Origin of the sequence: Aquabacterium sp. (assembly GCF_004297345.1) — a bacterium.
GTDB lineage: Bacteria > Pseudomonadota > Gammaproteobacteria > Burkholderiales > Burkholderiaceae_C > Aquabacterium.
On the sequence record NZ_SCTN01000384.1, the window covers coordinates 1 to 13,089 of the forward strand.

The window sequence follows — 13,089 nt, forward strand, 5'->3', positions numbered from 1 at the left end:
CTCGGCGCCGGCGTCATGGGCGCCCAGATCGCGGCCCACCTGGTCAACTGCAAGGTGCCGGTCGTTTTGTTCGACCTGCCCGCCAAGGAAGGCCCCAAGAACGGCATCGTGACCAAGGCTGTCGAAGGCCTGAAGAAGCTGAAGCCTTCGCCCCTGGGCGTGACCGAAGACGCAGCCCTGATCCAGCAAGCCAACTACGAAGAGCACCTCGAAGAGCTGCGTGGTTGCGACCTGATCATCGAAGCCATCGCCGAGCGTCTGGACTGGAAGGAAGATCTGTACAAGAAGATCGCTCCCTTCGTGAACGACAAGGCCATCCTGGCCACCAACACCTCCGGCCTGTCCATCACGGCCATGGCCAATGTGTTGCCCGAGCAGCTGCGTTCGCGCTTCCTGGGCATCCACTTCTTCAACCCTCCTCGCTACATGTTCCTGCTGGAACTGATCCCCACCGAGTTCACTGCGCCTGACGTGGTGGACAAGCTGGAGACCTTCTCGGCATCCGTGGTGGGCAAGGGCGTGGTTCGCGCATACGACACCCCCAACTTCATCGCCAACCGCGTGGGCGTGGCCGGCATGATGCTGACCTTCCGCGAAGTCGAGCGTTCGGGCCTGGGTTACGACATCGTCGACGACCTGACTGGCAAGAAGATGGGCCGCGCTTCGTCGGCTACCTTCCGTACCGCCGACGTGGTGGGTCTGGACACGATGGCTCACGTCATCAAGACGCTGCAAAACGGCGCCAAGGACGATCCTTTCAACGCCTGCTTTGCAAACCCCGTGGCGCTGGACAAGCTGCTGGCTCTGGGCAACTTTGGCCAGAAGACCAAGGCTGGTTTCTTCAAGAAGGAAGGCAAGGCCATCCTTCAGTTCAACCCTGAAACCGGCGAGTACGTGGCTGCTGGCGGCAAGGCTGACAAGGAAGTCACCGACATCCTGCGCAAGCCCGCTGCAGAGCGCCTGAAGGCCCTGCGTGAGTCCGCTCACCCGCAAGCCCAGTTCGTGTGGGCCCTGCTGCGCAACGCCTTCCACTACGCTGCCGTGACGCTGGAATCGATCGCCGAATCCGCTCGCGAAGTGGACTTCGCCATGCGCTGGGGCTTCGGCATGAAGCAAGGCCCGTTCGAAATCTGGCAAGAAGCCGGCTGGAAGCAAGTGGCTGAATGGGTGAAGGCCGACATCGACGCAGGCAAGGCCCTGTCGAAGGTGGCGCTGCCCGCATGGGTGTTCGACGGCCGCGACGGTGTGCACACCGCCGAAGGTTCGTGGTCGCCCAAGACCAGCAAGTACGTGCCGATCCGTGATCTGCCCGTCTACAAGCGTCAGGCTTTCCGTGAAAACGTCCTGGGCTCGCAAGCCCCGAACGCTGCCACCGCTGGCAAGACCCTGTTCGAAGACGCCAATATCCGCCTGTGGACCCTGGACGACGAAGTGGTCATCGCTTCGATCAAGTCCAAGATGCACACCATCAGCGCTGAAGTGACCGCAGGCTTGGCCAAGGGTCTGGAAATCGCTGAGTCCGGCTACAAGGGCATGGTCATCTGGACGCAAGACGGCCCCTTCTCTGCCGGTGCCGACCTGCAATCCATGATGCCCGCCTTCATGAGCGGTGGTGGCAAGGCCATCGCCCCGTTCGAGAAGCAACTGCAGGACTTCATGCTGTCGCTGCGCTACTCCAATGTGCCGACCGTTGCTGCCATGCACGGCCTGGCCCTGGGTGGTGGTTGCGAACTGGCTGTGCACGCTGCCAAGCGCGTGGCTGCCATGGAAACCTATGTGGGTCTGGTCGAAGTCGGCGTGGGTCTGATCCCTGGCGGCGGCGGTCTGGCTTACCTGGCTCGCCGTGCTGCTGAGCAAGTCGAAGCGTCCAAGGGCGTGTCCGGCATGGTTGGCGCCGAGCTGATGGGCTTCGTCAAGGAAGGCTTCCAGGCTGCGGCCATGGCCAAGGTGGCAACCTCTGCCATCGAAGCGCGCAAGTTCGGCTACCTGCTGGACGGCGACATCGTTGTGCCTAACAAGGACGAAGTCCTGTACGTGGCCATCGCCCAAGCCAAGGCCATGTTCGAGTCCGGCTACCGCGCGCCTGCCAAGAAGCAATTCGCTGTGGCCGGCCGCAACGTGAAGGCCACGCTGCAATCGTCGCTGATCAACATGCGTGACGGCGGCTTCATCTCGCAACACGACTACTACATCAGCTCCTGCATCGCAGACGTGCTGACCGGTGGCGACGTGGATGCTGGCACCCTGGTGAGCGAGGAATACCTGCACGCCCTGGAGCGCAAGCACTTCTGCGCGCTGTTGGACAACCCCAAGACGCAAGAACGCATCATGGGCATGCTGTCGACCGGCAAGCCTGTCCGCAACTGATCGATCGGAGACAAATCTATGTCTAAGCAACTCCGCGACGTTTACGTCGTTGCCGCCACCCGTACCCCGATCGGCAAGTCTGGCCGTGGCGTGTTCAAGAACACCCGCCCTGACGATCTGCTGGTCGCCACCATCAAGAACGCCCTCAAGCAAGTTCCCACGCTGGATCCTGCTGCCATCGAAGACGCCATCGTTGGCTGCGCGATGCCTGAAGGCGAACAAGGCATGAACGTGGCCAAGATCGCCACGCTGCTGTCTGGCCTGCCCAAGACTGTGGCCGGTGCCACCGTGAACCGCTTCTGCGCGGCCGGTATCACTGCCGTGTCGATGGCTGCTGACCGCATCCGTGTTGGCGAAGCCGAAGTCATGATCGCCGGTGGCGTGGAATCGATGTCCATGGTTCCCATGGGCGGTTCCAAGCCTTCGTTCAACCCCAAGGTCGTTGACCTGGACGAGAACGTCGGTATCGCCTACGGCATGGGCATGACCGCCGAGAAGGTGGCCGAGCAGTGGAAGGTGACCCGCGAAGAGCAGGACGCTTTTGCCACTGAATCGCATCGCCGCGCCATCGCTGCGCAGCAAGCTGGCTTCTTCGACGCTGAAACCACGCCGATCGAAATCGAAGTGCGTACGCCTAACCTGGAAACAGGCGAAGTGACGATCACCAAGAAGACCATCACCCGTGACGAAGGCGCTCGTCCTGACACTTCCGTGGAAGGTCTGGCCAAGCTGCGTGCCGTGTTCGCTGCCAAGGGTTCGGTCACGGCCGGTAACTCGTCGCAGACGTCTGACGGCGCTGGCTGCCTGATCCTGGCTTCGAAGGAAGCTTGCGTGAAGTATGGTCTGACACCTCTGGCCAAGTTCGTGGCTTTCGCCGTGAAGGGCGTGCCTCCAGAAATCATGGGTATCGGCCCGATCGAAGCCATCCCCAAGGCGCTGGAATACGCTGGCCTGAAGGCTTCGGACATGGACTGGGTTGAGCTGAACGAAGCGTTCGCTGCTCAGTCTCTGGCTGTGCTGAAGGATCTGGACAGCAAGGGCCACGTGCTGGACCGCGCCAAGGTGAACCCGATGGGCGGCGCTATCGCTCTGGGTCACCCCCTGGGTGCAACCGGTGCCATCCGCGCTGCAACCGTGGTGCACGGTCTGCGTCGCACTGGCGGCAAGTACGGCATGGTGACGATGTGTATCGGTACCGGCCAAGGCGCTGCTGGCATCTTCGAGCGCGTTGACAGCCTGTGATGATGGCTTTCAGGCTTGTTGTTGATCGGGCGCTTGTTGAGGTCTGATTGATGGCAGCTTGATCTGCAAGAGCCCGCAATGGAGTGATCCTTGCGGGCTTTTTTGTGGGTGACGGTGTGAGCTTCGGGATGGCGGCGGCGTGGGCCTGCGCCGCTCCTGACGCGGGGCACCACCTAGCTTGTTCGCCGTTGCCTCTTGAACACGAGCCTGCCCATGCTGCTGATCAGGACACCGCGAATGGTCGCTTCGCAGGCCCACTCCACCGCCATCCCGCGACACACCGTGGCGGGGTGAGAATTTCAAAACGGTCAAGAAACCGAGCGAGACAAGAACATGGAAGCCCTGCACATCCTCACGGACGATGGCCACATGCTGGCAGGTCGTTGTTTCAGACCGCATGGCGGCGTCAATGTGCGCCGCGCAGTCATCATCGCCTGCGCATTGGGCGTGCCGCAAACCTTCTACGAACGCTATGCAGGCTGGCTGGTGCAGCAAGGCTGCGTCGTCTATACCTTTGACTGGCGTGGCATGGCTCAGTCAGCGCCGCCCAGTCTGGTCGGCTACAAAGCGAAGTTGGTGGATTGGGCACGCCATGATGCCCCTGCCGTGATGGCCCTGGTGGCGCAACGTCATCCTGGCTTGCCCATCACCTGGTTCGGTCACAGCATGGGAGGCATCCTGTTCGGCATGATGCCCGCGCATCCTCGCATCGACCGTGTGGCCACGCTGGGCAGTGGCAGCGGCTATCACGAGCATCTGGCGCGGCCTCTGCGCTATGTGATCGGCGCCTTCTGGCATGTGATCGTGCCTTTGAGTGTGGCCCGGCACGGCTACTTTGCCGGGCGCCGTATTCGCACCGTGGACGATCTGCCGCGTGGCGTCGTGGCGCAATGGAAGCGCTGGTGCAGCCATCCGGATTTTGTCGTCAGCGAAGGCGAGGCCGTGCGGCAGGCCTATGCCAGCGTGAAGTTGCCCATCACGGCAGTGGTGTTCACCGACGACACGATGGCCAGCCCGCGTGGTGTCAAAGCCATGCACAGCCACTACACGGGCACGCAGGTGGACCTCAAAGTCTTGCGCCCCGAGCAGCAAGGCTTGCGTGCTGTCGGGCACTTCAACTTCTTTCATGCCAGGACCGGGCCACGTGGCTGGGCCCTGAGCTTGCCTTGGCTGGGCTTGTCACCCGCCTGATGGTGCGCAGCCTTTATCTCAGCCCAAGGCGCCTGTGATGCCAACCTGCCGATCGCGCGGGTCGATCAGCACGCCCGGGTTGAGGATGCCTTGCGGGTCCACACTGGCCTTGGCGGCTTGCAGCATCTGGCGGTACAGCGCGGGGGTTTCCAGCTCATAGCCCGGGCGATGGTCGCGCCCCACCGCATGGTGGTGGGTGATGGTGCCGCCGTGTTTGATCACGGCTTCGTTGGCGGCCTGCTTGATCTCGCGCCAGGCCACGAGGGCCGAGGCCACATCGCCCTGCGCGCTGCCCAAGGCCGCGATGGTGAAGTAGGGGGCAGGGCCATCCGGGTAGATGTGCGTGAAGCGGCAGGACACGAACGCCGGGTGGCCGGTGGCTTGCTGCACGGCCTGCGCCACATCCTTGCGAACGCCCTTGTAGAAGGCCTCGAACTTGTCCCAGGTGGTGGCGGTCTCGAAGGTGTCCATGATGAGGCCGTTGCCCACAGCCGGGTCGCGCCAGTAGGGCATGCGCAGGAAGGCTTGTCGCCAGGCGCCAGCGGTGCCGCTGCGGTGCTCTTCTCCACCTTCATCGCGCATCGAGCGTTCGACCGATTCGGCGTCATAGCTGCCACCGTAGTTGCTGACCAGTTCCAGCGCGCGGCGCATCCATTCATTCATCGGGTGATCCGCTGACTCGAAAGCCAGAACCAGCACGGCTGCCGTGCCATCACCTACGCCGGAGAACACGGTCTCCATTGGGTCGAGCAGGCGGCAGTTGCTGGGATACAGGCCCGATTGCGCCAAGGCCCGCACGCATTGCACGCCTTGTTTGTAGTCCGTGAAGCGCACCGAGGCATTGGCGCGGAAGCGGGGGCGCTCCTGCAGTCGCATCCAGGCTTCGGTGACCACGCCCATCGTGCCTTCCGAGCCCAGCACCAGGCGATCTTGCGAAGGGCCGGCACCGGATGCAGGCAGACGGCGAGAGGCGCACACGCCCGATGGCGTGACCATGCGGGTGCTCTCGACCAGATCATCGATGTGCGTCATCAGCGTGGCGTAGTGGCCGCCGGCGCGGGTCACGATCCAGCCGCCCAGCGTCGAGAACTCGAAGCTCTGAGGGTAGTGGCGCAAGGTGTAGCCATGTGGCTTGAGCTGCGCTTCCAGCTCAGGGCCCAATGCACCGGCCTGGATGCGGGCGGCACGGCTGCTGGGGTCGACCTCCAGCACGCGGTTGAGGCGTTCCATGTCGAGCGACACGGCGGCGGCATAACTCGCGCCCACGGCCGCTTCCACGCCGCCACACACGCTGGAGCCGCCGCCGTAGGGGATCACGGCCACATTGTGGCGCGAAGCCCAGTCCAGGATGTCGATCACGGCCTGCTCGTCATCGGGGTAGGCCACCCAGTCAGGCACGTGGGGCACCTGGCGCAACCACATGCGAGCCAGATCGGCGTAGCTCTTGCCCATGGCGTGATTGAGTCGATCCAGCGGGCTGTCGGTGAACATGGCAGACAAGGCCGCAGGTGGCGCGATGCGCGGCGCGGGCAGCACGAAATCGCCAACCTGGGGCTCGGGGCGATCCGTGATCTGGCCACCCAGCATCTGCACCATCATCGAGATGCGGGCGGTCTCATCTTGCGTCAACTGTTCGGAGGCGGCGCCCCAACCCCAGAAGCGGCGAAGCGGGCGGCGAGAGAGCGTGACATTCATCGTGGCGGTCCTTTCCGTGTCTGTTCTGCGGGTGTCCAGAACATGGCTTGTTCTGGATGACGACTGTAGGCAGGCGCGCACCATGTTGATAGTTAATCCGCGCCATCTTTCCGATAATTGGTGACAATGCGGCCAACTGCCACGGCAGGCAGTGGAGTACCGGATGTGAATGGCTTGATGAGGGTGACCGGCGCCTGGACAGGGCTGCTGACGGATTGGCTGGACCGCGAAAGCCTGGCCGCACCCAGGTTGCGAGCCCAACTGGCGCGCTTTTCGCCCGACGATGTGGTGCCCTTGCCTGTGTGGCGTGATGCCTTGGCGCAGGCGGCAGCCTTGCGGCCGGGTGTGCCGGCGCTGGGCTTGCAGATCGGGGCGGGTGTGCAGCCACGTCACCTGGGCGTGCTGGGCTATCTGGTGGCGGCGTCCGACAACCTGGGCGAGGCCATGCGCGTCTATCTGGCGTATGAGCGCCTGTTCTACGGCGCCAACCTGGCCCAGGTGCGCTGGCATGGCGATGAGGTCGAGATCGCCTGGCCGCCAGCAGAGCAGGGGCCGATGTTCAACGAGGTCTCCATCGGCGCCTTGGTGACCTTCATGAGCCGCCAGGTGGACGATCCACCCAGGCCATTGCAGATCAGCTTTGTTCATGAAGCGGCGTCGGATCTGCGCCAGTGTTACGAAGCCTTCTTCGCCTGCCCGGTGGTGTTTGGCGACAGCCACACGCGAGTGCGGATCCCCGTGTCCTACATGCAGATTCCCATGCGGCACCCGGAACCCGGTTTGCGCGTGCTGCTGGACGGCCAGGCTGAAGCCCTGTTGCGAGCCTTGCCCGAGCCGGGGGATTTTGACCAGGCCGTGCAGCGCCTCTTGCTGCGTGTGTTGCCGGAGGGCGGGGTGTCCGTGCACCGGCTGGCGCAGATGATGAACCAGTCCGCGCGCACCTTGCAGCGCAGGTTGGGTGATCACGGCCTGACCTGGCAGATGCTGCTGGACCGCACACGCGAGCAGCTCGCCAGGCAGTATCTGCGGGACCCCGCCTTGTCGGTCTGCGAGGTGGCGATGATGCTGGGCTACAGCGACCAGAGCGCATTCACCAAGGCCTTCAAGCGGTGGACGGCCGATACGCCTCAGGCCTGGCGCTCTCGCAGCCTTCGATGACTCCGTGCAGCGAATCGGTGTAAACGCGCCCCCTGATCAGGCTATGACGTTTGCACCGATGTGGCGCGTTAATCGACTCGCCAGAATGTGAGGCAAATCAATTGGAAGAGACGCCCTGTTTTGCCTTGCCCAGGCGCTGGCGTGTCCAACTCGGAGACTGTCATGCCCCGCCAGATCGTGCACGGCGCCTTGAGCGCCTTGACCCTTGTTGTTGCCTCGTCGACCTGGGCTGCGCCCGCCCCCTGGGTGCCCAACACCACCGGCAACGTCGGCCCGGCGCCCGCCACCTTCAACAAGTGGGAAGCCATCGAGGCCCCTGCTGCTTCTGGTGCCAGTTGCGGCAATGGCTCGCCCTATCGATTTTTCGTCAACCGCACCACCACAGCGGCCAACGCGAAGAAGACGGTGATCATGTTCGAAGGCGGTGGCGCCTGCTGGGAGCAGAACGCCTGCCAGATGAAGGATGGCGTGCTGGGCGCGACCAACTACAAAGGCATCCCCACCAATTACATGAGCACCGGCCTGGCGCTGGGCGGTCTGATCACACCGTTTACCTCGCGCACCCATCCCTTGCAGAAGGTGCAGACCCAGAGCTGGAACATCGTTTACGTGCCTTACTGCACCGGTGACGTGCACACCGGCAACAAGGTGGCCACTTACGGCGATGCCGACCCGGCCAACCCCATCACCTATTACCACCGAGGCTTCAAGAACGGTGAGGCTGTGGCCAACTGGGTGGGCCGCTACCTACCCAAGCAGGATCAGTTGCTGGTCACGGGCTTCTCGGCGGGCGGCGTGGGCGCGACGGCCATGTATGGCCTGATCCGTCTGGCCGATCAGCCCAAGCAGTCGGCCATGCTGGCTGATTCGGGGCCGCTGTTCCAGGTGGACCGCAATGCCTCACCTGAGGAGGCACCCTCTGTGCTGCTGCACAACAAGATCCGCGTGGCCTGGGGCCTGGATGGTGACAACGGCCTGGCTTCGCGCATGATCGCGACCTTCCCGACGGCTGGCACGGTAGACAACCTCGGCAGCCTCACCACCGGCCTGGCCAAGGTCTTCCCGCAGGATCGCCTGGGTTACGCCATCTTCCAGGCGGACGCCGTGTTCTCGTCCTTCTCGTACACCAAGTTCTACCCCGAGATCGCGGCCGTGCCGGCTGGCGCCAAGCGCGACGCCCTGCTCAAAACCAAATGGGTCAAGGAGATTGGCACCTGGGTGGATGCAATGAAGCCGTACAGCAACACGGGCTACTACATCCCCTACGGTCGTGATTTCCTCAAGGCGCATACGTTGACCACGGCCTCGTTTGCCGGCACGGGCATCAAGGAGGCCAATCTGGCTGATGTGGGTGTGTTCGTGGACAACCTGCTGGACCCCAGCCAGCCTTTGATCCGCGCGTATGAAACACAGCGCACCACGCCCAACCCCAGCGGCATCGCGCTGATCAGCTGGGTCAACACGGCCTTCTACGCACTTTTCGGACTGTGACGCCCTGGCGCGTTGAATGAGGCCCGGCCATGCCGGGCCTTCGTGCTTTCTGTCGCCAAAGCTTGCATGCACCTGTCGTGCAAACCACCCGAAAGTGGCGTCTAATTCAGGCTCCCCGAAAACTTGGTTGATCCTGGAGACATAGGGCCATGAGCGAGATCCTGCAGCACCGTGAAGCTGGTGTACTGACACTGACCTTCAACCGTCTGGACAAGAAAAACGCCATCACCACGGCGATGTACACCCGCCTGGCTGAAGAGCTGGAAGCCGCCACGGCGGACGACAGCGTGCGCGTGGCCGTGATCCAGGGCGCCGTCGAGATCTTCACGGCCGGCAACGACCTGGCTGACTTCCTCAACAACCCGCCCATCAGCAAGCCTGGCGCTGAAGTGCCACCCGTGGTGCGCTTCCTCAATGCCATCCGCGACTTCCCCAAGCCCATCGTGGCCGCTGTGGCTGGCCCGGCGGTTGGCATCGGCACCACGCTGCTGCTGCACTGCGACCTGGTCTACGCCGGTGACAACGCCGCCTTCAGCCTGCCTTTCGTGAACCTGGGCCTGTGCCCTGAAGCCGGTGCCAGCCTGCTGCTGCCGCAGATCGTGGGCTACCCCAAGGCCGCCGAAAAGCTGATGCTGGGCGAGGCCTTCTACGCCGAAGAGGCGCTGGAAATGGGCTTGATCAACCGCATCGTGCCGCCGCATGAAGTCAACGCCTATGCGCAAGCGCAAGCTGCCAAGCTGGCCGCCAAGCCTGCGGCCTCGCTGCGCGTGACCAAGCAGTTGATGAATATGGCGCAAACCCAACTGGCGCCCGTGATGACCGAAGAGCTCAAGCACTTCGGCGCCTTGTTGCAAGGCCCTGCCGCCAAGGAAGCCATTAGCGCCGTGATGGAAAAGCGCAAACCCGACTTCTCCAAGTGCTGATCTGATGGCGGCGTGAGCAAGGCGAGCAACATGCCTGGCTCACGCGATAATGCGCTCCATAAAGCTTATCGGACAAGCTCCTTGTCCGTGCAGCCCAAAAAGGGAAGCATTCGGATGTCAGTCTGTGAATCTGGCCTGTGGCGCAAGTTGAGCCACATGGTGGCGTGGCTGTTGTACATGTTTGTGGGGCTGAGCATCTCTGCTCATGCGCAGCAGGCCGCGCCGCAGCGCATCACGGTTGTCGTGGACGACAACTACCCGCCCTATATGTTCCGGGATCATGCCGGGCGCCTGCAGGGCCTGCGCAAGGACGTCTGGGACCTGTGGGCCTCGCGTACGGGTATCCAGGTCAATCTGGTCGGCATGGATTGGGCCAAGGCGCAGGCGCAGATCCTGTCTGGTCAGGCCGATGTCATCGATACCCTCTTCGAGACACCGCAGCGCAAGGCGACCTATGACTTCGGCCCCGCATACAGCGACATCGAAGTCCCCATCTTCTTTCACGAAAGCATCGCGGGCATCGCGAATGCCGAGTCGCTCAAAGGCTTCACGATCGGCGTGAAGGAGGGCGACGCCTGTGTGGACTACCTCGTCAACCAGGGGCTGCAATCCTTTCGCAAGTACCCCAGCTATGAAGCCGTGATCGATGCGGCGGCGGTGGGCGAAGTGCGCGTGTTCTGCGAAGACAAGCCGCCAGCAACCTACTTCCTGGTGCTCAAGCAACTGGAGCGCCAGTTCCGCTCTTCGCCGCCCTTGTTCATCGGGCAGTTTCACTGGGCTGTGCGCAAGGGCGATGTGCTCACGCACAAGCTGGTTCAGGACGGCTTTGCGCGTATCTCCAGCGCCGAGATGCGTGAAGTGCGCGACCGGTGGATGGGCACGGCTGTCGAGGTGGCTGGCGTGCCTGCCTATTTGCGCTATGGCGCCTATACCTTGCTGGGCGTGGGTGGTGTGGCCTTGCTGCTCGGTGTGTGGAACATCGCCTTGCGCCGACGCGTGGCCCTGCGCACCAGCGAGCTGTCAGCCTCCTTGCGGCAATTGACGCAGGCCAAGCACGATGCCGAGCAAACGCTGACGCAGTTGCATGCGACCTTGGAGGCCATACCCGATTTGATGTTCGAGCTGGACCTGGACGGTCGCTATGTGGATGTCCGGGCCAGTCGGGCCGATCTGCTGGTGATGCCGCCCTCGCAACTGCTGGGGCGGCGTGTGCATGACGTCATGTCTGCCGATGCGGCTGATGGTGTGATGCAGGCCTTGCACGAAGCCGCTGAGCACGGTGCAGCCAACGGCACACAAATCTGCCTGGATCTGCCTTCGGGGCAGCGTTGGTTTGAACTGTCTGTTGCGCGCAAGCGCATGAGCGGCGGCCAGCGGGATTGTTTCATCATGCTCTCGCGCGATGTGACCGATCGCAAGCTGGTGGAGCAGGCCCTGGCGCGTCATGGCGACGAGCTGGAAAAGATCGTGCACGAGCGCTCGCGGCAGTTGGTGGAGGCGCGTGACGCATCGGAAAGCGCCAGCCAGGCCAAGAGCGAGTTCCTCTCGCGCATGAGCCATGAGTTGCGCACACCCATGAACGCGATCCTGGGTTTTGCTCAGCTCATCGACATGGATGCGGGCAGTTCACCGCGATCCAAATCTCATGTCCAGGAGATCTTGCGTGCCGGCAAGCATCTGCTGCATCTGATCAACGATGTGCTGGATCTGGAGCAGGTCGAAGCCGGACGGGTGACCTTGCATCCCGAACCGGTGGCGCTGAGTGATCTGGGGCGAGAAGTGATCGCGCTGATGCAGCCATTGGCCAATCAGCAACAGATCACCTTGAGCATGGGCAGCATGCACGGTCTGGCGGTGATGGCAGATGCCACGCGGGTCAGGCAGGTGGTGCTCAACCTGCTGTCCAACGCTGTCAAGTACAACCGCCCAGGCGGGCAGGTGTGGCTGGAGGCCGCAATACAGGGTGAGGGCGCCATCCGCGTCAGTGTGCGCGACACGGGGCCTGGTATCGCTGCGCGGCACCTCGATCAGCTGTTCCAGCCTTTCAACAGATTGGGTGCAGAGTCAGGGCAGATAGAGGGCTCAGGTATCGGGCTGAGCTTGTGCAGGCGATTGGCCGAGTTGATGCACGGCACCATGGGTGTTCTCAGCCAGGAGGGCGAGGGCAGTACCTTCTGGGTGGACCTGCCGCGAGCCATGTTGCCGATGGCTGTGGACAGCGAGTCGCTTTTGGCCACCTTCCAACCGGGCGACAGCGTGCCTGCTGCTGGCGCCACGCCATCGCCTCGCATGGCCACCCTGCTGTATGTGGAGGACAACCCGGCCAACTTGCAACTCATGTCCCAGATTGTGGCGCGCCACCAGGGCGTGCGTCTTCTGACGGCGCCTCTGGGCCGAGAAGGACTGGCTCAGGCCAGAAGCCGCCGCCCCGATCTCATCTTGCTGGACATCCACCTGCCCGATATAGACGGCTATGCGGTGCTGGGGCAGTTGCGCAGCGATCCCCAAACCCGGGCCACACCTGTCATCGCCGTGACGGCCAACGCCATGCCACTGGATGTGCAGCGCATCCGTGACGCCGGTTTTGACGATTACGTGCCCAAGCCCATCAAGGTCACGCACATCGACATGTTGTTGCACGAGCGGCTCGGGAGTTCTCTTGCCTGAGTCTGGCGCCGCTGACGTCGATGCTCAGGCCGGCCTGAGCGAAGCGGAGGCCCAGGCCCGCTGGCAACAACACGGCCCCAATGAGTTGCCTCAAGCCGGCAAGCGCACGGCCTGGCGCATCGCCCTTGAACTGGTGCGCGAGCCGATGTTGCGGCTGTTGCTGGTGGCCGGCGGCATCTACCTGGCTTTGGGGGATGTGGGCGAGGCTTGCATGTTGCTGGCTTTTGTCGCGCTGACTTTGGTGATCTCTTTTGTACAGGAGGCCCGCACCGAACGTGTTCTGGCAGCCCTGCGTGATTTGAGCAGCCCTCGGGCCTTGGTGATCCGCAATGGCGAGCGCAAGCGCATTGCCGGA

General features: G+C 63.1%; 9 protein-coding genes. 8 read left to right on the forward strand and 1 reads right to left on the reverse strand.

The window, feature by feature from the left end:
* The 3 genes from EPO09_RS14550 to EPO09_RS14560 all read left to right on the forward strand — a co-directional run.
* Positions 1 to 2,367: 3-hydroxyacyl-CoA dehydrogenase/enoyl-CoA hydratase family protein (locus tag EPO09_RS14550; protein ID WP_290644044.1), on the forward strand; the 2,367-nt coding region annotated here is incomplete at its 5' end.
* 18 nt (positions 2,368 to 2,385) lie between these two features.
* Entirely contained in the window at positions 2,386 to 3,609 is a 1,224-nt protein-coding gene (locus EPO09_RS14555) for an acetyl-CoA C-acyltransferase (protein ID WP_290644045.1), read from the forward strand.
* Between the two features lie 333 nt (positions 3,610 to 3,942).
* Positions 3,943 to 4,800: an alpha/beta fold hydrolase gene (locus EPO09_RS14560; protein WP_290644046.1), complete on the forward strand. Its 858-nt coding sequence runs from the start codon at positions 3,943 to 3,945 to the stop codon at positions 4,798 to 4,800.
* Positions 4,801 to 4,818: 18 nt separating this feature from the next.
* Here the strand turns inward: EPO09_RS14560 and EPO09_RS14565 are convergent, their stop codons facing one another.
* Positions 4,819 to 6,495: an FAD-binding oxidoreductase gene (locus EPO09_RS14565; protein ID WP_290644047.1), complete on the reverse strand. Its 1,677-nt coding sequence runs from the start codon at positions 6,493 to 6,495 to the stop codon at positions 4,819 to 4,821.
* A 165-nt stretch (positions 6,496 to 6,660) separates the two neighbouring features.
* Here EPO09_RS14565 and EPO09_RS14570 point away from each other — a divergent pair, with 165 nt between their 5' ends.
* From EPO09_RS14570 to EPO09_RS14590, 5 genes are all read left to right on the forward strand, one after another.
* Positions 6,661 to 7,653: an AraC family transcriptional regulator gene (locus EPO09_RS14570; protein ID WP_290644048.1), complete on the forward strand. Its 993-nt coding sequence runs from the start codon at positions 6,661 to 6,663 to the stop codon at positions 7,651 to 7,653.
* A gap of 162 nt (positions 7,654 to 7,815) precedes the next feature.
* Positions 7,816 to 9,144: a pectin acetylesterase-family hydrolase gene (locus EPO09_RS14575; RefSeq protein WP_290644049.1), complete on the forward strand. Its 1,329-nt coding sequence runs from the start codon at positions 7,816 to 7,818 to the stop codon at positions 9,142 to 9,144.
* Between the two features lie 149 nt (positions 9,145 to 9,293).
* Positions 9,294 to 10,067, forward strand: coding sequence for an enoyl-CoA hydratase (locus EPO09_RS14580; RefSeq protein ID WP_290644050.1), 774 nt, complete (start codon positions 9,294 to 9,296; stop codon positions 10,065 to 10,067).
* Between the two features lie 114 nt (positions 10,068 to 10,181).
* A complete protein-coding gene (locus EPO09_RS14585; RefSeq protein WP_290644051.1) occupies positions 10,182 to 12,734 on the forward strand; it encodes a transporter substrate-binding domain-containing protein in 2,553 nt (850 codons plus the stop codon).
* Positions 12,727 to 13,089: cation-transporting P-type ATPase (locus EPO09_RS14590; RefSeq protein ID WP_290644052.1), on the forward strand; the 363-nt coding region annotated here is incomplete at its 3' end. The genes EPO09_RS14585 and EPO09_RS14590, both read left to right, overlap by 8 nt.